Source organism: Pseudomonas helleri, from assembly GCF_001043025.1.
Lineage (GTDB): Bacteria > Pseudomonadota > Gammaproteobacteria > Pseudomonadales > Pseudomonadaceae > Aquipseudomonas > Aquipseudomonas helleri.
This window is the reverse complement of the sequence record NZ_JYLD01000007.1, coordinates 172,455-189,945: the sequence shown is the minus strand read 5'-3', so window position 1 is coordinate 189,945 and position 17,491 is coordinate 172,455. Positions and strand designations below refer to the sequence as shown.

At 59.3% G+C, this 17,491-nt stretch carries 15 protein-coding genes; 9 read left to right on the top strand and 6 right to left on the bottom strand.

Annotation, left to right across the window (positions count from 1 at the left end; genetic code table 11):
• Window positions 1-44 precede the first annotated feature (44 nt).
• Window positions 45-662 (bottom strand): NAD(P)-dependent oxidoreductase, encoded by a 618-nt coding sequence (locus TU84_RS13420; RefSeq protein WP_048369669.1) that lies wholly within the window; start codon window positions 660-662, stop codon window positions 45-47.
• A 43-nt stretch (window positions 663-705) separates the two neighbouring features.
• Entirely contained in the window at window positions 706-1,590 is an 885-nt protein-coding gene (locus TU84_RS13415; RefSeq protein ID WP_048369666.1) for an MBL fold metallo-hydrolase, read from the bottom strand.
• Window positions 1,591-1,695: 105 nt separating this feature from the next.
• Between TU84_RS13415 and TU84_RS13410 the strand changes: the two genes are divergently transcribed.
• Together TU84_RS13410 and TU84_RS26060 are read left to right on the top strand one after the other, a co-directional pair.
• Window positions 1,696-2,601 carry a LysR family transcriptional regulator gene (locus tag TU84_RS13410; protein ID WP_048369664.1) on the top strand — a complete coding sequence of 302 codons (906 nt, stop codon included), beginning with the start codon at window positions 1,696-1,698 and terminating at the stop codon, window positions 2,599-2,601.
• A gap of 99 nt (window positions 2,602-2,700) precedes the next feature.
• Window positions 2,701-2,865 (top strand): hypothetical protein, encoded by a 165-nt coding sequence (locus tag TU84_RS26060; RefSeq protein ID WP_153391866.1) that lies wholly within the window; start codon window positions 2,701-2,703, stop codon window positions 2,863-2,865.
• Between the two features lie 12 nt (window positions 2,866-2,877).
• On the opposite strand, the gene TU84_RS13405 is transcribed toward TU84_RS26060, so the two are convergent.
• Window positions 2,878-3,762, bottom strand: a complete 885-nt coding sequence (locus tag TU84_RS13405; RefSeq protein WP_048369663.1) for a helix-turn-helix domain-containing protein — start codon at window positions 3,760-3,762, stop codon at window positions 2,878-2,880.
• 284 nt (window positions 3,763-4,046) lie between these two features.
• Here TU84_RS13405 and pobA point away from each other — a divergent pair, with 284 nt between their 5' ends.
• On the top strand, window positions 4,047-5,231 hold the full coding sequence (pobA, locus tag TU84_RS13400) for a 4-hydroxybenzoate 3-monooxygenase (RefSeq protein WP_048369661.1): 1,185 nt from the start codon (window positions 4,047-4,049) through the stop codon (window positions 5,229-5,231).
• 61 nt (window positions 5,232-5,292) lie between these two features.
• A complete protein-coding gene (locus tag TU84_RS13395; RefSeq protein ID WP_048369659.1) occupies window positions 5,293-6,810 on the top strand; it encodes an MDR family MFS transporter in 1,518 nt (505 codons plus the stop codon).
• Between the two features lie 90 nt (window positions 6,811-6,900).
• Here the strand turns inward: TU84_RS13395 and TU84_RS13390 are convergent, their stop codons facing one another.
• The 3 genes from TU84_RS13390 to TU84_RS13380 all read right to left on the bottom strand — a co-directional run bounded on the left by TU84_RS13390 (window position 6,901) and on the right by TU84_RS13380 (window position 9,746).
• Window positions 6,901-7,722: a hypothetical protein gene (locus TU84_RS13390; protein WP_048369657.1), complete on the bottom strand. Its 822-nt coding sequence runs from the start codon at window positions 7,720-7,722 to the stop codon at window positions 6,901-6,903.
• A gap of 82 nt (window positions 7,723-7,804) precedes the next feature.
• Entirely contained in the window at window positions 7,805-8,800 is a 996-nt protein-coding gene (locus TU84_RS13385) for an NAD-dependent epimerase/dehydratase family protein (RefSeq protein ID WP_048369655.1), read from the bottom strand.
• A 52-nt stretch (window positions 8,801-8,852) separates the two neighbouring features.
• Entirely contained in the window at window positions 8,853-9,746 is an 894-nt protein-coding gene (locus tag TU84_RS13380; protein WP_048369653.1) for a LysR family transcriptional regulator ArgP, read from the bottom strand.
• A gap of 109 nt (window positions 9,747-9,855) precedes the next feature.
• On the opposite strand from TU84_RS13380, the gene TU84_RS13375 reads away from it, so the two are divergent.
• From TU84_RS13375 to TU84_RS13355, 5 genes are all read left to right on the top strand, one after another.
• Window positions 9,856-10,458, top strand: coding sequence for a LysE/ArgO family amino acid transporter (locus tag TU84_RS13375; RefSeq protein WP_048369652.1), 603 nt, complete (start codon window positions 9,856-9,858; stop codon window positions 10,456-10,458).
• A gap of 214 nt (window positions 10,459-10,672) precedes the next feature.
• Complete coding sequence (locus tag TU84_RS13370; RefSeq protein WP_048369650.1) at window positions 10,673-11,269, top strand: superoxide dismutase; 597 nt, start codon at window positions 10,673-10,675, stop codon at window positions 11,267-11,269.
• 244 nt (window positions 11,270-11,513) lie between these two features.
• Window positions 11,514-13,565 carry a putative bifunctional diguanylate cyclase/phosphodiesterase gene (locus TU84_RS13365; RefSeq protein WP_048369648.1) on the top strand — a complete coding sequence of 684 codons (2,052 nt, stop codon included), beginning with the start codon at window positions 11,514-11,516 and terminating at the stop codon, window positions 13,563-13,565.
• 174 nt (window positions 13,566-13,739) lie between these two features.
• A complete protein-coding gene (locus tag TU84_RS13360) occupies window positions 13,740-15,086 on the top strand; it encodes an imelysin family protein (RefSeq protein ID WP_048369646.1) in 1,347 nt (448 codons plus the stop codon).
• A gap of 970 nt (window positions 15,087-16,056) precedes the next feature.
• Window positions 16,057-17,478 (top strand): di-heme oxidoreductase family protein, encoded by a 1,422-nt coding sequence (locus tag TU84_RS13355; RefSeq protein WP_048369644.1) that lies wholly within the window; start codon window positions 16,057-16,059, stop codon window positions 17,476-17,478.
• Window positions 17,479-17,491: the final 13 nt, after the last annotated feature.

Genomic DNA, 17,491 nt, shown 5'->3' with positions numbered 1-17,491 from the left:
CTGGTGCCTCCTGTAGGAGCGAGCTTGTCTCGCGATCTTTTACGTTAGTAACCGACCGTGAAGCGCTGGCGCGAGTGCTTGGGCTGTTCTACTTCGTCCAGCAGGGCGATGGCGTAGTCAGCGAAGGTGATCCAGCTTCTGCCTTCGGCACTGACCAGCAAGTGGTCTTTGCCAACGCGGTAATGGCCGGTGCGCTCGCCTTCTACAAATTCAGCCGACGGGGACAGGAAGGTCCAGTCCAGGTCGTGTTCGTTGCGCAAGGTGTCCAGGTACACGCCGCCCGCCGAGGCTTCTGCCTTGTATTCTTCCGGGAAGCCCTTGCTGTCGATGACTTTGCTGTCGTCCGGCAGCAACAGCGAACCCGCGCCACCCACCACCAGCAGGCGTTTAACCCCGGCCTTTTTCACCGGCTCGATGATGGCTTGTGGCGTGAGCGTCGAGAAGTGCGCAGCGCTCAGCACCACGTCATGCCCGGCCACAGCCGCTTGCAGCGCCTGGGCATCGTTGACGTCGACGTCCTTGGCCACAACGCCAGCGCGCTGCCCAATTTTTGCCGAGGCGTGACGGGCAATGGCGGTTACCTGGTGCCCACGACGCAGTGCTTCTTCCAGCAGTTGGCTGCCAGCGCGACCGGTTGCGCCGATAATTGCGATCTTGCTCATGATGTTCTCCAGTTGGATGGGGTGCATAAGGTCAAACGTTGATTCACCACTTCATTTCGCCTTTCGCCACTTTGGCGCTCAGTTCCAGCGAAGACGTTTCGCCCAGATCCGGGTAGCGCTTTTTCATGGCCGCGATCAACTCGTCCGAGTTCTTGGCCTTGAGGGTTTCTTCGTCAAAGGCCTTGATGTAGTCACGGGTGAAGTTGACCGATTTCAATGAATGGTCGTTGTCCCCCAGGTAGTGCCCCGGCACCACGATGTCCGGTTGCAGGCTGGCGATACGTTTGAGGGTCGACAACCATTGGCGGTGCGACTGCGGGGTCTGAGTGTCGGCCATCCACACGTGCAGGTTGTCAGCCACGACCACCCCACCGACCACGGCTTTGAGCGACGGGATCCAGACAAACGTGCGCTCGGGCTGACGCCCGGTGAGGCCGACGATGTCCAGTTCGTGCCCTTCCAGCGCCAGGGTGTTGCCCTTGATCACCTGGGGCACGATCAGTTTGCCGGGCACATCAGCGCCCATTTGTGGGCCCCAGAACGCCAGCTTGGCGTCTTTGGTTTGCTCGATGTGGGCCACCGTCGGGGCCGAGGCCAGCACCTTGGCGTCGGGGAATGCCTGGGTCAGGGTTTCAAGGCCAAAGTAATAATCGGGGTCGCCGTGGCTGATATAGATGGTGGTCAGGTGCTTGCCGCTGGCGCGAATTTTATCGACCACCTGTTGGGCCTGCGCTTTGGAAAACTGCGCATCCACCAAAATCGCGTCTTTCTGGCCACTGACCAGCACCGAAGACACCGGAAAAATCGCCGCAGCCCCGGGGTTGTAAACCTCAAGGGTCAGGGGCGCCGGCGCGGCGGCGGCATGGGCAGCGAAGCCGAGGATAACGGCACTCAGGCAAACACGGCGCACAGTCGACAATAGGTTCATGGAGCTTCCTGCATTAAGGGTCGGCGATGGACAGAGCTTAGACGCACAATTGACGACAAAAAATGCGATGCTGCGACATAGTTTGTTTCACTAATCGGGCAGATCATGGACCGTCTTATTGCAATGCGGGTATTTGTCACGGTGGTCGACTTGGGCAGCCAGTCGGCGGCGGCCGACCATCTGGACCTGTCACGCCCGGTGGTGTCACGGTATTTGGCCGAACTTGAAGAGTGGGTCGGGGCGCGCTTGATGCACCGCACCACGCGCAAGCTGAGCCTGACCGCCGCCGGCAACGAAACCCTGCCCCGCTGCCGGCAATTGCTGGAACTGGCAGATGACCTGCAAGCCGCTGTCAGCGTGCCCGATGCGGCGCCACGCGGGTTGCTGCGCATCAGCGTCAGCACCTCGTTCGGCCAAGCGCAATTGGCCTGTGCGATGACCGAGTACGTGCACCGCTACCCCGAGGTCAACATTGACCTGCAAATGCTCGACCGCACGGTGAACCTGGTGGATGAGCGCATTGATCTGGCGATTCGCACCAGCACCGAGCTGGACCCGAGTCTGATCGCACGCAAGCTGACCGTGTGCCGTTCCGTACTGTGCGCCTCGCCCGCCTATTTGCGCGAGCATCCGGCACCGCAGCAGGTCGATGATCTGAGCCTGCACAACTGCCTGAGCCATGCGTACTACGGCAAGAGCCTGTGGCATTTCACGGTGCAAGGCGAAGCGCTGTCGGTACCGGTTCAAGGCAATATCAGCGCCAACGAAGCCAGCACGCTGCTGCGCGTCACCCTGGCGGGTGGTGGGGTTTCGCTGCTGCCCAGCTACTTGGCGGGGTGCCATATCCGCAGCGGTGAACTGGTACGACTGCTGCCAGACGCTGAGCCCTTGCAGATGAACATTTATGCCGTGTACGCCTCGCGCAAGCACATGCCCGCCACGCTGCGCAGCATGCTCGACTTCCTCAGCGAGCGCTTTACCGAAGAACCCGCGTGGGACAAAGGTCTGTGACCGTTCGGCCAATGGGCATGGCAAGCGCAAGGGGCTGAGCTAGCCTTAATAGTGTGAAGTCTAGGTCTGACTCCGTGAATACGTGGAGAGAGAATAGCCATGACCACTAAAACAAAAACCAGATGCTTGACCGTACTGATCGTGTTTGCTGCCGCTGTATTGTTTGCTGGCGCGTGCTATCGCGCTGAGCAAACGCGGCTCTCAGCCGCAATGACCGCCAGCTGCTTTGCCGGGCACTGCGCGTCGGTGTTTACCGCGCTGTAATGACGCATAGCCTCAGGCCGGGCTGATGCTGTCAGCCCGGTCCGTTCGATAGGCACTGGGCGATGTCCCGGTGAGGCGGCGGAAAAACCGCCCAAAATACGCCGGGTCAGCAAAACCCAATTGATCAGCCACCTCGCTGATGGTCATGGGTGTGTAGATCAAATGACGCTTGGCCTCCAATAGCAGGCGCTGGTGAATGATCTGCAAGGCCGATTGCCCCGCCAGTTCACGGCAAATGCTGTTCAGGTGCGCCACTGAAATCCCGACCCGATGCGCCAGGTCTTCAACACTGGGTTGCTGCTGATACAGGTCTTCGACCTGTTGCGTGAAGAGGTTCAGGTACTCGCGCCCGCGCGACGGCGCTTGCCGGGCTTCACGCCGCTGGATGACCTGGCGCGTGACCCACACCAACAGCACACTGATCAATGATTGCAGCAACATGTCGCGGGCCGCTCTGGCACTGACATATTCGCTGTGCAGCGCACCGAACAGGCTGTTCAGGTAATGCCGATCCTTGCCTGCGGGGTAACTGGCAACGCGCTGCAAGGCGCTCATCGACCCGCCCAACTGGGCCTGCAACTGTGTCACCAGCGGCGCGGCCAGCGTCAGCACAAACCCTTCGACGTCCGGTGAAAATTGAAAGCCGTGCACGCATAACGGCGGGATCACCTGCACCGACGACTCGCTCAGCTCATGGTACTGACCTTCGACTTCAACCCGCGCCCGGCCCTTGTGCACATAGAGCAATTGGCACAAATCGGCATGCCGATGGGTGCGGATCTCCCAATCATGAATGCGGCTGCGCAACGAAATGGTTTCGCAGTGCAGCAAGTCCGGGCTGAGCCAGTCTTGCTGCTCGCCGTAAAGTTTGAACACCGGGATGGCGGGGGATGTCATGGGCTGAACCTGATGATTAAGCACAGGGGCGATAATCGCACCGATTAGCGAAAAGTACCGGCAATGACGTCGTTATCACCTTCATTTGCCACGCTCGCAAGCGAAAAATACAGGCACATTATAAAAATCACTTCGACCTGTTTCGCATAGCCCATCGTAGGAGCTGCCGAAGGCTGCGATCTTTCAAGATCAAAAGATCGCAGCCTTCGGCAGCTCCTACGGTGAGGTTCGTAGCCAAGCGAGGCTCATGCATTCACGGTCGAGGCTTGCGAGAGAGAACAACAATGAGAACTCAAGTCGCTATTATCGGTGCCGGGCCATCGGGGTTGCTGCTCGGCCAGTTGCTGCACAATGCCGGGATTGATAACGTCATTCTCGAACGCCAGAGCGGCGCCTACGTGCTCGGGCGGATCCGTGCCGGTGTGCTGGAACAAGGCATGGTCGACCTGCTGCGCCAGGCCGGGGTCAGCCAGCGCATGGACGCTGAAGGTCTGGTGCATGACGGCTTCGAGCTGGCGCTGGAAGGCCGCCAGGTGCACATTGACCTCAAGGGCCTGACCGGCGGCAAGAGCGTGATGGTCTACGGCCAGACCGAAGTCACCCGTGACCTGATGGTCGCCCGCGAAGCCGCTGGCGCGCAGACCCTGTACAACGCCAGCAACGTGCAGCCCCACGGCATGAAAACCGATGCGCCCTATGTCACCTTCGAAAAAGACGGCGAAACCTGGCGCCTGGACTGCGATTACATCGCCGGCTGCGATGGTTTTCACGGCGTTGCCCGTCAGTCAATTCCCGCTGATGTGCTGAGCATCTTTGAACGCGTGTACCCATTCGGCTGGCTGGGGGTGCTGGCCGATACGCCGCCGGTCAACGATGAACTGGTGTACGCCAAGCATGAGCGCGGGTTTGCCTTGTGCAGCCAGCGCTCAGCCACCCGCAGCCGCTATTACTTGCAGGTGCCCGCCGAAGAAAAGGTTGAGGACTGGTCGGACCAACGTTTTTGGGACGAATTGAAAACCCGCCTGCCCGCGCCGTTGGCCGACCGCCTGGTAACCGGGCCGTCCATCGAAAAAAGCATCGCGCCGCTGCGCAGTTTTGTGGTCGAGCCCATGCAGTTCGGGCGCCTGTTTTTGGTCGGTGACGCCGCGCACATCGTGCCGCCGACCGGCGCCAAGGGCTTGAACCTGGCGGCCAGCGATGTCAGCACGCTGTTCAACATTCTGCTCAAGGTCTATGCCGAGGGCCGCACCGACTTGCTGGAGCGCTACTCCGAGGTGTGTTTGCGGCGTATCTGGAAGGCCGAACGCTTTTCGTGGTGGATGACCTCGATGCTCCATCGCTTTGCTGACAGTGATGATTTCAGCCAGCGCATCACCGACAGCGAGCTGGCGTATTTCGTCGATTCCGAGGCCGGGCGCACCACCATTGCAGAAAATTACGTTGGCCTTCCTTATGAAGCTATCGAATAGCAACCTATCGAGTACAATCGCGGGCATCCCGCCACACGTTTGATGCCCGCAGGTGTACATCGTGACCAGTCTCAACCAGCCTCCACACGCTAAACCCGCCATTCGCAGCATTCTCGTAGCGCTGATGCTGGCGATTTTCCTGGGGGCGCTGGATCAAACCATCGTCGCCGTGTCGATCCCCGCCATTTCCGCGCAGTTTAAAGATGTCAGCCAGCTGGCCTGGGTGATTTCCGGCTACATGGTGGCCATGACCGTGGCCGTGCCGATTTACGGCAAGCTCGGTGACTTGTACGGGCGCAGGCGCCTGATGCTGTTTGGCATGGGCCTGTTCACCGTGGCTTCGCTGTTTTGCGGGCTCGCGCAAAACATGGAGCAGTTGGTGCTGGCGCGGATCATCCAGGGGATTGGCGCCGGCGGCATGATTTCGGTGAGCCAGGCGATCATTGGCGACATCATCCCGCCCCGCGAGCGCGGTCGCTATCAAGGCTATTTCAGCAGCATGTACGCGGTGGCGAGCGTCGCCGGGCCGGTGCTGGGCGGCTACATGACCGAGTACTTGTCGTGGCGTTGGGTATTTTTGATCAATTTGCCGCTGGGGCTGGTGTCGTGGCTGATCGCGTATCGCACGCTGGTCGGGCTGCCGGTGCCGCAGCGCAAGCCGAATATTGATTACCTGGGCACGGTGCTGATGATTGTCGGCCTCACGTCACTGCTGCTGGGCATTACCTTTATCGGCCAGGGCCACAGCTGGCGTGACGATCAAGTGCTGGGCCTGCTGGTGGCGGCGGTGGTCGCACTGGTGCTGTTTGTGTGGCACGAGCGACGCACCCCGGAACCGTTGCTGCCCATGCACTTGTTCGCCAATCGCAACGCGGTGTTGTGCTGGTGCACGATTTTCTTCACCAGCTTCCAGGCCATTTCGCTGATCGTACTGCTGCCGCTGCGCTATCAGAGCATCACCGGCGCGGGCGCAGACAGTGCCGCCCTGCACTTGCTGCCGCTGGCCATGGGCCTGCCGATGGGCGCCTACTTTGCCGGGCGCATGACCTCGGTGACCGGCTATTACAAACCGATGATCCTCAGCGGCGCGATTTTGATGCCGTGCTCCATTGCCGGCATGGCCTTCAGCGCCCCGAGCGCCGAGCTGTTGAGCGGCGTGTTTATGCTGCTGAGCGGGATCGCCGCCGGGTTGCAGTTCCCCACGTCGCTGGTGGGCGCACAAAACTCGGTGCAGCAACATGACATTGGTGTCGCCACCAGTACCACCAACCTGTTTCGCTCACTGGGCGGCGCGGTGGGTGTGGCGCTGATGTCGGCCTTGTTGCTGGCCCTGCTGCATGATTCGCTATTGGCGCCTGCTGGCGGCCAGCCGCTGCTGGGTGAAGGCAGTTCGGGGAATGTGCTGCTGGACGGCCTTAATGCCGTGCAAGGCCCGGCACTGGCCAGCTTGCGCAGTGAATTGCTGATGACCTTCCGCCACTTGCTGCTGGTCAGCGCTGCCATCTCACTGCTGGGCTTGTGTGCGGCGATCGTGATGCCGAATCAGGTATTGCGCGGGCGCGGGGATAAGGCGCAGTAACGGTACAACCCGCGTAGGAGCGAGCTTGCCTCGCGATCTTTTGATCTTTAAAAGATCGCGAGGCAAGCTCGCTCCTACAGGGGTTTTTGGTTATGGCCGGGCGCTGATTTGTTTTTGCAGGTTCTGGATCTGGCTTTTCAAGGTGGTGATGTTGCGCGTCACTTGCGCCCGGAACACGTCAAACTCGGCGGTGTTGGGGCCTTGGGAAGCCGCCGGGCGGTTTTCCAGCTGGCTCTTGAGCACGATCATGTCCTGCTCCAGGCTTCGCACGGCATCGCTCGGGTTGCCCTGTTTTTTCAAGGCCGTCACGTCACCCGCCTGTTGCGCCACGGTCGCTTTCAACGCCGCCAGTTCGGTGCCCATGGCCTTGAGGTCGGTCTCAAGTTGGGTCTGGGAGGCTTTCTGGGCGTTGACCTGCAGTAGCATCGCGGCGTTGATTTGCTCAAAACGCTGATCCAGATCGCCCATCTGCCCCGCCACCAGGCCTTGCTGGTGCTTGGCCTGCTCAGCCAGTTGGTCTTCGAGCTGTTTGATCTGCAACTTCAGGGCTTCGCTGCCGTTGTTGATGCTTGATTCGCTGGCCACCACCTTGCCGGAAATGGCCTGTAAGCGCCCCGCCGCTTCTTCGCTGATCCGGGCAAAGCTTTCCTGGGTGGCAACCAGTTGCTGCTCCATCAAGGTGATCTGCTGGAAGCTCCACCAGGCCAGCCCGCCAAACGCCAGCAACACGGCCAGGATCAACGCCCACAAAGGCCCGGTACTCGGCCCCTTGACCTTAATCACCTGGGCATTGCGCGCATGGCCCGCGCCGCGCTCACGTGCGCCACCCATCGACGCCAGATCATCATGGTCGTCTGCATCTGCCCGCAGGGTCGGTACATTGTCGAAGTGGTCACGTGAGTCGTTACGCATTTAAAAGTCCTAAAAAAGCTAAAAGCGGCAGGCTTCAAGCCGCAAGCTTAAAGCATGCGACTTCAAACTTGCAGCTTGGCGCTTAGAGCTTGCCGCTGCTTATTTTCCACCAGCCGCAAAACTCGTCCAGCGCGGTCCACAGGCTGACTTTTGGATCGTAGTCGAGGTAGTGGCGAGCCCGGCTGATGTCGAGGGTAAAGTCTTTGCTCATCTCCTGCACGCCCAAACGTGTGAGCGTCGGCGCCGGTTGCCCCGGCCACAGTTTGCAAGCCGCTTCGCTGAGCGCGCCGACACTATAAGCCATGCCGGGGCCCCGATAACGGGTCACGGGCGGCACGTGCATCTGGCGCATCACGTAATTGACCACATCCCAGTACGGTATCGGGGTGCCATTGCTGATGTTGTAGGCCTTGCCCAAGGCCGACCCGCTCACCAGAACGCTGCTCATCAACGCGTCGTTGAGGTTTTGCATGCTGGTGAAATCGACTTTGTTCAAACCATTTCCAATGATTGCCAGGCGATTTTTGCGCTGCTGCGCCAACAAGCGCGTGAACAGGTTCATGTCCCCGGCGCCGGTGACATGGCGCGGACGCAGGGCAATCACTTCGAGGCCGAATTCCTGTGCGCCAAAGACCTTTTGCTCGGCCATGAACCTGGTTTCGGCATAAGGATGCTTGAACCGCCGCGGGACGTCTTCTTCGGTCAGCCCCAGATGCGAATGACCGTCAAAGTACAGCGCGGCCGATGACAGGTGTACCAGGCGTCGCACCCGTTGTTTCAAGCACGCCTCAACCACGTTCTCAGTCACCAGCACGTTGTCGCGGAAGAAGTCCTGATAGCGCCCCCAAGTGCCGACATGCCCTGCGCAATGCACCACCACATCGACATCGACGCACAGGTCACGCACCAGCAAGCCATCGGTCAAATCACCCTGGATAAATTCAGCCCCGCGCCGCACCAGGTGTTCGACACCTTCGGCCCGACGCCCGCTGACCCGCACGTCAAAGCCCTGCTCCAAGGCAAAACGCGCAAAGCGTCCGCCAATAAAGCCGCTTGCGCCGGTGACCAGAATCTTCATCAATTGCTCCAAATGCTGTAAGTCTTGTTGCCTACTGTTTAAACGTCGGTTATCAGGCCAAAGGCACTAACCAGCGTGATGCTGAGCGGGTTAAATGGGCCGTCAGCGCTTCCAGCAGTTGTCCACCATTGCGCCAATGATGCCAGTACAGTGGCACGTCGATCGGTTTATCTGGCAAAAGCTCTACCAATGCTCCGCTGGCCAGTTGCTCGCGCACTTGCTGCTCGGGGATCAGCCCCCAGCCCAGTCCGGCCTCCGTCAAGCGGATAAAGCCTTCTGATGAGGGGCACAGATGGTGCTCGAATCCGCCGTCCACGCCCAGTGCCGCCAAGTACCGATGTTGCAAAAAATCATCCGGGCCAAACACCAGCGCAGGCGTTTTAGGCAATTGCGCAGCCTTCACCCCCAGGGGAAAATGCCGCGCAATAAAGGCCGGGCTGGCCATCGCGCGATAACGCATGGCGCCCAGCAACACACTGCGCGCGCCCGCCACCGGGCGTTCACTGGCGCACAGACACGCGGCCACTTCACCGGCGCGCATGCGTTTCAAGCCGACGGTCTGGTCTTCGACGACCAAATCCAGCAAGAGCTGATTCTCGGCGCAGAAATCGCCCACCGCCTGAGCCCACCACGTGGCCAGGCTGTCGGCATTCAAGGCAATCCGCAGCCGCTCGGGCAAACCTTCATCGTCCAGCGCCGGGACCACACGTTGCAGGTCACGCTCCAGCAAACGCACTTGTTGCACATGGTTGAGCAAGCGCCTGCCGATGTCCGTCGGGCTCGGCGGCGTGGCACGCACCAGCACCGGCTGCCCGATGCGCGCTTCAAGCAGTTTGATGCGCTGGGAAATCGCCGATTGTGACAGCCCAAGCACCTGCGCCGCACGCTCAAAACCGGCCTGTTCTACCACGGCAGCCAACGCTGAGAGTAATTTATAGTCGAACATCAGTTTTCCTAATGGGCGATCAGCAATATTGGTTTTTCTTATACAACCAAGGCCCGGACAATAGCCAGCAGTAACCCTCTCTTGTGATGCAGTTCGGCGAGTATTTCTTATGTGGCAAAGCTACCTTAATGGCCTGTTGGTCGCGTTCGGCCTGATTATGGCCATCGGCACCCAAAACGCTTTCGTGCTTGCACAAAGCTTGCGCCGTGAACACCACCTGCCGGTCGCGGCTTTTTGTGTGATTTGTGACGCATTGCTGGTAGCAGCCGGGGTGTTCGGGCTGGCGACGATTCTGGCGCAAAGCCCGATTTTACTGGGTGTGGCGCGCTGGGGCGGCGCGTTGTTCTTGCTCTGGTACGGCACCCAGGCGCTGCGCCGGGCGTTCTCGGCCTCAAGCCTTGAACAATCGGCCGGCCAGACCGCGCGTTCGCTCAGGGCGGTGATGCTCAGTGCACTGGCGGTCACCTTGCTCAACCCGCACGTTTACCTCGATACGGTGCTGCTGATTGGCTCGCTTGGCGCTCAGCAAAGCGTACCCGGCGCCTACGTGGTGGGCGCGGCCAGTGCGTCGCTGCTGTGGTTCTTCACCCTGGCCCTGGGCGCCGCATGGCTCGCACCATGGCTGGCCCGCCCCGGCACCTGGCGCCTGCTGGACCTGCTGGTGGCGGCGATGATGTACGCGGTGGCGGTGCAGTTGATCGTTGCCGGGTAACCCGCGGGTTAAACGGGGGGCCTGAAAAAACATCGAGTTTTTCAATCAATCTCGTTGAAACGTCTATTCCACACAGTTGTCGCGTGGTTATGCGCCAACCCCGGTGCTATGATCCAGCGCTTGCGCCGCAAAGAGTACAAACTCCCCGGCGCGTGTTTGGCCGCCCGTGATCGGCCTTGCGCTCATCGCAACTGACCTGATTAGGAGAATCAACATGGCTTTCGAATTGCCGCCGCTACCGTACGCACATGATGCCTTGCAGCCGCACATCTCCAAGGAAACCCTGGAGTATCACCACGACAAGCACCACAACACCTACGTCGTGAACCTGAACAACCTGGTGCCAGGCACCGAGTTCGAAGGCAAAACCCTGGAAGAGATCGTTAAAACCTCTTCGGGCGGTATCTTCAACAACGCCGCTCAAGTGTGGAACCACACGTTCTACTGGAACTGCCTGTCGCCAAACGGCGGCGGCGAGCCTACCGGCGCGCTGGCTGATGCCATCAACGCTGCGTTCGGTTCGTTCGAGAAGTTCAAAGAAGAATTCAGCAAAACCTCCATCGGCACTTTCGGCTCCGGCTGGGGCTGGCTGGTGAAGAAGGCTGACGGTTCCCTGGCCCTGGCCAGCACCATCGGCGCCGGCAACCCGCTGACCAGCGGCGACACCCCGCTGCTGACCTGCGACGTTTGGGAACACGCTTACTACATCGACTACCGCAACGTACGTCCGAAGTATGTTGAGGCGTTCTGGAACATCGTTAACTGGAAGTTCGTTGCAGAGCAGTTCGAAGGCAAAACCTTCACTGCCTGAAACTGACTGAACGTTAAAAAAACCCGGCATTGCCGGGTTTTTTTTGGCCTCAGCAAAAGTGCGTGGCAATCGCGCTTCAGACTACTATCAACGGCATGTTTTTTTTATTCGACGGCTCAAGTTCAGCACACCATGAACCGACACATTGGCCAGCCCTCAAACCACTGGATAATGCCCTCGAAAAATGAACGATTACCTGCGCCCATGACCACACCATTATCGGCAAGACACAAGGAATAACCCTTTGAAGCTGGAATTCAAGAACAGCTTGTCGATCAAATTACTCCGGATCGTATTGCTCTCAGCATTGGTTGTGGGAGGAGTATTGGGCTGCGCGCAAATTGTCTTCGATGCCTACCTCACCCGCCAGGCGGTCGACGATGACGCCAAGCAGATCCTCAATATGTTTCGCGACCCGTCCACCCAAGCGCTGTACAGCCTGGACCGGGAAATGGCGATGCAGGTCATTGAGGGGCTGTTTAAGGACGACGCACTGCACAAGGCATCTATCGGGCACCCGAATGAAACCGTGCTCGCGGAAAAAACCCGGCCCTTGCAGCAAACCTCAAGCCGCTGGCTGACCGACTTTATCCTGGGCCAGGAACGCTCGTTCAACACGCCGCTGGTGGGCAGTGGCCCCGACAGAGAATATTACGGCGACTTGAGCATTACTCTAGACACGGCCACTTACGGCCAGGGCTTTTTGACCAACGCCGGTGTGCTGTTGCTGTCGGGCGTGTTGCGGGCGCTGCTGATGAGCCTGGTGCTGTACCTGATTTATCACTGGCTGCTGACCAAACCCTTGTCGAAAATGATCCAGCACCTGACCAGCATCAACCCTGACCACCCCAGCGAGCATTTGATCCCGCAGCTCAAGGGGCATGAATCCAACGAACTCGGGGTGTGGGTCAACACCGCCAATCAGTTGCTGGCCTCCATAGAGCGCAATGCGCATTTACGCCTGGAAGCCGAAAGCTCCTTGCTGCGCATGGCCCAATACGACTTTTTGACCGGGCTGCCGAATCGTCAGCAACTGCAGACCCAATTGAGCAAGATCCTGATTGATTCAGGCCGCTCCCAGCGCCGCGTGGCCGTGCTGTGTGTGGGGCTGGATGATTTCAAAGGCATTAACGAGCAATTTGGCTATCAGACGGGCGACCAGTTGCTGCAAGCCCTCACCGATCGTTTGCGGGCGCACAGCGGTAGCCTGGGCGCACTGGCGCGTCTGGGCGGCGACCAGTTTGCGCTGGTCCAGGCCCACATCGAGCAGCCTTATGAGGCCGCCGAACTGGCGCAGGGCATTTTGGATGACCTGGAGACGACGTTCAGCGTCGATCAGCAAAATATCCGCTTGCGCGCCACCATCGGCATCACGTTGTACCCGGAAGATGGCGACACCTCCGAGCAGTTGCTGCAAAAAGCCGAACAAACCATGACCCTGGCCAAAAGCCGCTCGCGCAACCGCTATCAGTTTTATATCGCCAGCGTGGACCGCGAAATGCGCCGCCGCCGCGAGCTGGAAAAAGACCTGCGCGACGCCCTGCTGCGCAACCAGTTGTACCTGGTCTACCAACCGCAGATTCGCTACAGCGATCATCGGGTGGTGGGCGTCGAAGCCTTGTTGCGCTGGCAGCACCCCGAGCACGGCATGATCCCGCCAGACCTGTTTATCCCTTTGGCAGAAGCCAACGCCAGCATCATCGACATTGGCGAGTGGGCACTGGATCAAGCCTGCTGCCAACTGCGCGACTGGCACGATCAGGGGTTCACCGACTTGCGCATGGCGGTCAATCTGTCGACCGTGCAGTTGCACCACGCCGAGTTGCCTCGGGTGGTCAACAACCTGTTGCAGATGTACCGCTTGCCGCCCGGCAGCCTGGAGCTGGAAGTGACCGAGACCAGCCTGATGGAAGACATCAGCACCGCCGCCCAGCACTTGCTGAGCTTACGTCGCTCGGGCGCGCTGATTGCCATTGATGACTTCGGCACCGGGTACTCATCGCTGAGTTATCTGAAAAGCCTGCCGCTGGACAAAATCAAGATCGACAAGAGCTTTGTTCAGGACCTGATTGACGATGACGACGACGCCACTATCGTGCGGGCCATCATCCAGTTGGGTAAAAGTCTGGGCATGCAGGTGATTGCCGAGGGCGTCGAAACCCTCGAACAGGAAACCTATGTGATCAGTGAAGGCTGCCACGAAGGCCAGGGGTATTTGTACAGCAAGCCCTTGGGAGCGCGGGAATTGGGCGCTTATCTGAAGCAGGCGCAGCGCAACAACACCCTTAATATGTAATTTTATGTTTCAAGATTTTGACCAAGGCCACATCAACCAAGGCTTGGTGCAGAAGTAAATAGGAAATATTTACAGGCGTAACCCTTTACACAAAATGCATATCTTTCGCATCATGTCGCACGTTTTGCGTGCCGTCGCATGCTTGTCCCACCACTCGAAGCAGGATGTTCGCCCATGATTCGTTTGCCCCTGGCTACCGCCAGTCTGCTGGCCATTGCTATTTCACTCGCCGGTTGCGGCGACAAAGACAAAGAAAAAACAGCCACAGCACCTACGCCAGCCGCAGCGACCACTCCTGCTACGCCAGCCACTGATGCTTCGGGCGCGCAAGTTAACGACGCCGCAGCCAAAGCCGTTGTCGCGCATTACGCCGACATGGTGCATGCCGTGTACAGCGACGCCGAGTCCACCGCCAAAACCCTGCAAACCGCCATCGACGCGTTTTTGGCCAAGCCCAATGCCGACACCCTGAAGGCCGCACGTGAGGCCTGGATTGCAGCGCGCGTCCCTTACCTGCAAAGCGAAGTGTTCCGCTTTGGCAACACCATCATTGATGACTGGGAAGGCCAAGTGAACGCCTGGCCGCTGGACGAAGGCCTGATCGACTACGTTGACGCCACCTACAGCGGCGCACTGGGCAACCCCGGGGCAAACGCCAACATCATCGCCAACACCCAGATCCAGGTGGGCGAAGACAAGATCGACGTGACTGAAATCACCCCGGAAACCCTGGCCAGCCTCAATGAGCTGGGCGGTTCCGAAGCCAACGTCGCCACCGGCTACCACGCCATTGAATTCCTGCTGTGGGGCCAGGACCTGAACGGCACCGGCCCGGGCGCGGGCGACCGCCCTGCTTCGGACTACCTGGAAGGCGAAGGCGCAACCGGCGGCCACAACGATCGTCGTCGTGCCTACCTGAAAGCCGTGACCCAGTTGCTGGTCAACGACCTGACTGAAATGGTCGGCAACTGGGCGCCAAACGTGCCTGACAACTACCGCGCCTCGCTCGAAGCTGAGCCTGCGCAAAACGGCCTGCGCAAAATGCTGTTTGGCATGGGCAGCCTGTCGTTGGGCGAACTGGCCGGTGAGCGCATGAAAGTGTCGCTGGAAGCCAACTCCCCTGAAGACGAGCAAGACTGCTTCAGCGACAACACCCACAACTCGCACTTCTACGACGCCAAAGGCATTCGTAACGTGTACCTGGGTGAGTACGTACGTGCTGACGGCAGCAAAATGACCGGCCCAAGCCTGTCGTCGCTGGTCGTCGTCGTTGACCCGGTCACAGACGCCACCCTGAAATCCGACCTGGCTGACACCGAAGCCAAGATCCAGGTCATGGTAGACCTCGCCAATAAGGGCGAGCACTACGACCAGTTGATCGCTGCGGGCAACGAAGCGGGCAACCAGGTGGTACGTGATGCCATCGCAGCCCTGGTCAAACAGACCGCCGCTATCGAACAAGCCGCAGGCAAGCTGGGCATCAGCGACCTGAACCCGGACAACGCTGACCACGAGTTCTGATGGGCGATGTGTGAGTGAGAGACGCAAAAGGCGACCTTCGGGTCGCCTTTTTTGTGCGCCGTTCAAACGGTAGGAGGGGCCTCGCCTTCGATGCCGCGCTGTCGCGCAGCAAACAGGGTACTGTAGTCGCTGACGAGGTACGAAGGCTGCGATCGGCTGCGTGCAGCCGTGAAACCATCCATCTCGGCATTCTTGGGTACATATCCATTGCTGCGGCAACGGCCACTTAGGGTTCCGGCCTTACGCCGCGTCACTTTGCAAAAGCGGCAAAGTAACCAAAACGCTTTTGCCCCAACCCCTCGGTGCCTCGCTGAGGCTCGGCATGCCCTCACCACAGGCATTGCTCCGTGGGCCCGCCGCGATCGGCCATCCTTGGCCGTGTCGCGGCTAACCCGGCGTCCTGCCGGGTTACCCACTGCGCAAAACCTGCGTTCGGCCAGCGTGGTTTAACGGGGCCTCTAAGATCAAGATCAACAACCAAATCAAAAACAGCGCAACCTGCTTTCGTAGGAGCTGTCGAGGCACGAAGGCTGCGATCTTTTGATGTTTAAAAGATCGCGAGACAAGCTCGCTCCTACAGTGGGAAAGTCGAACAGAGTATTGTCAGTTCTTTATCGCGGCCGGGGGTTGCAGACAATAAGAACCATAGGGGTCTGTCTGGCATTTATAAGCAAGTTCTGGGCTGTAGGTTTTAGGAGATAGCCGGCTGTTTGTGCACGCAGAAACGGCCATCACTGTGACTAAGACCATAAGTATTTTCATGTTCGCTCCGTTTTTAACCAGCATGAACTTTGCGAAAAAAGACGTATATCGCTTGTATCTGATTATCAGGTGGGAAATACCTGCTGCATTACTGAGCCTGTAGGCTCTGATCCTGATCGATTCAACCAAACGCTAATTCCTCTTATTTCAATTCACCTTCCCTGATAAACTTTCGCCCCTCGATTTTGCTCACTGGTCTGGACGTTTGATGCCTTCGTTGCCTCTGCGCCTGTCTTTGCTGCTGGCCTTGGGGCTGGCTGGCTGTGATGAGGCGCCGCGCTTTACTCAACCCGAGCCCGGCGAAGCCCGCTCTGGAGGGGGCACGACGGTGTTTAAAACCGATCGCAATGCCTTTTCGATGCCATCTGCGAATCTGTCGCCCACTCAACGGCTGGATTTCAGCGTCGGCAACAGTTTTTTCCGCAGCCCGTGGGTGATTGCACCTTCCACCACCACGGCTCGTGACGGGCTAGGCCCGCTGTTTAATACCAATGCCTGCCAAAACTGCCATATCCGCGACGGCCGTGGGCATCCGCCAGCACCTGATGCCAAGAATGCGGTGTCGATGCTGGTGCGTCTGTCGATCCCCAATGAGCCCACATACGCCAAGCTGATCGAGCAAACCGGCATCGTCCCCGAGCCGGTGTACGGTGGCCAGTTGCAAGACATGGCGGTGCCCGGTGTCGCCCCGGAAGGCAAGGTGCGGGTGGACTATGAAGCCGTGCCTGTACGCTTCAAGGACGGCACCGAAGTCCAGTTGCGCAAGCCCTTGCTGCAGATCACTCAGTTAGGCTACGGGCCCATGCATCCCGACACGCGCTTCTCGGCGCGCATTGCCCCGCCGATGATTGGCCTGGGGCTGCTTGAAGCTATCCCCGAAGAAGCGATTCTGGCCAATGCTGCGGCCAACAAAAATGACGCGGGCATTAACGGGCGGCCTAACCGGGTGTGGGATGACGCTCAGCAAAAGACGGTTTTAGGCCGTTTTGGCTGGAAAGCAGGGCAACCGAACCTCAATCAACAAAATGTTCACGCCTTTTCTGGTGATATGGGGCTCACCACCAGCCTGAGACCGTTTGATGATTGCACCCCCGCGCAAACCGACTGCCTGGCAGCGCCCAACGGCAATGGCCCGGATGGCGAACCCGAGGTCAGTGACAACATTCTGCGTCTCGTCGAGTTTTACACCCGCAACCTCGCCGTGCCTGCGCGCCGTGATGTCGATTCGCCGCAGGTGCTGGCCGGTAAAAACCTGTTCTATCAGGCCGGTTGCGTGTCGTGCCATACGCCAAAATTCACCACCTCGGCCAACGCCGCCGAACCAGAGCTGGCCAATCAGGTCATTTACCCGTACAGCGATTTGCTGCTGCACAACATGGGGCCGGGCCTTGCCGATAACCGCACCGAGTTCGCCGCCTCGGGCAGCGATTGGCGCACACCGCCACTGTGGGGCATTGGTTTGACCAAGACCGTGAGCGGGCACACTCAGTTTTTGCACGATGGTCGTGCACGCAACCTGCTCGAAGCCGTGCTGTGGCACGGCGGTGAGGCCGAACCGGCCAAGCAGCAGGTGTTGCAATTTAATGCCGAGCAGCGCGCTGCGTTGCTGGCGTTCCTGAATTCTCTTTAACGCCTTATAAGAT

Excerpts from the sequence above, each read along its gene's own strand:
- TU84_RS13420 (WP_048369669.1), bottom strand. The coding sequence starts at position 662 with ATGAGCAAGATCGCAATTATCGGCGCAACCGGTCGCGCTGGCAGCCAA.
- TU84_RS13415 (WP_048369666.1), bottom strand. The coding sequence starts at position 1,590 with ATGAACCTATTGTCGACTGTGCGCCGTGTTTGCCTGAGTGCCGTTATC.
- TU84_RS13410 (WP_048369664.1), top strand. The coding sequence starts at position 1,696 with ATGGACCGTCTTATTGCAATGCGGGTATTTGTCACGGTGGTCGACTTG.
- TU84_RS26060 (WP_153391866.1), top strand. The coding sequence starts at position 2,701 with ATGACCACTAAAACAAAAACCAGATGCTTGACCGTACTGATCGTGTTT.
- TU84_RS13405 (WP_048369663.1), bottom strand. The coding sequence starts at position 3,762 with ATGACATCCCCCGCCATCCCGGTGTTCAAACTTTACGGCGAGCAGCAA.
- pobA (WP_048369661.1), top strand. The coding sequence starts at position 4,047 with ATGAGAACTCAAGTCGCTATTATCGGTGCCGGGCCATCGGGGTTGCTG.
- TU84_RS13390 (WP_048369657.1), bottom strand. The coding sequence starts at position 7,722 with ATGCGTAACGACTCACGTGACCACTTCGACAATGTACCGACCCTGCGG.
- TU84_RS13385 (WP_048369655.1), bottom strand. The coding sequence starts at position 8,800 with ATGAAGATTCTGGTCACCGGCGCAAGCGGCTTTATTGGCGGACGCTTT.
- TU84_RS13380 (WP_048369653.1), bottom strand. The coding sequence starts at position 9,746 with ATGTTCGACTATAAATTACTCTCAGCGTTGGCTGCCGTGGTAGAACAG.
- TU84_RS13375 (WP_048369652.1), top strand. The coding sequence starts at position 9,856 with ATGTGGCAAAGCTACCTTAATGGCCTGTTGGTCGCGTTCGGCCTGATT.
- TU84_RS13370 (WP_048369650.1), top strand. The coding sequence starts at position 10,673 with ATGGCTTTCGAATTGCCGCCGCTACCGTACGCACATGATGCCTTGCAG.
- TU84_RS13360 (WP_048369646.1), top strand. The coding sequence starts at position 13,740 with ATGATTCGTTTGCCCCTGGCTACCGCCAGTCTGCTGGCCATTGCTATT.
- TU84_RS13355 (WP_048369644.1), top strand. The coding sequence starts at position 16,057 with ATGCCTTCGTTGCCTCTGCGCCTGTCTTTGCTGCTGGCCTTGGGGCTG.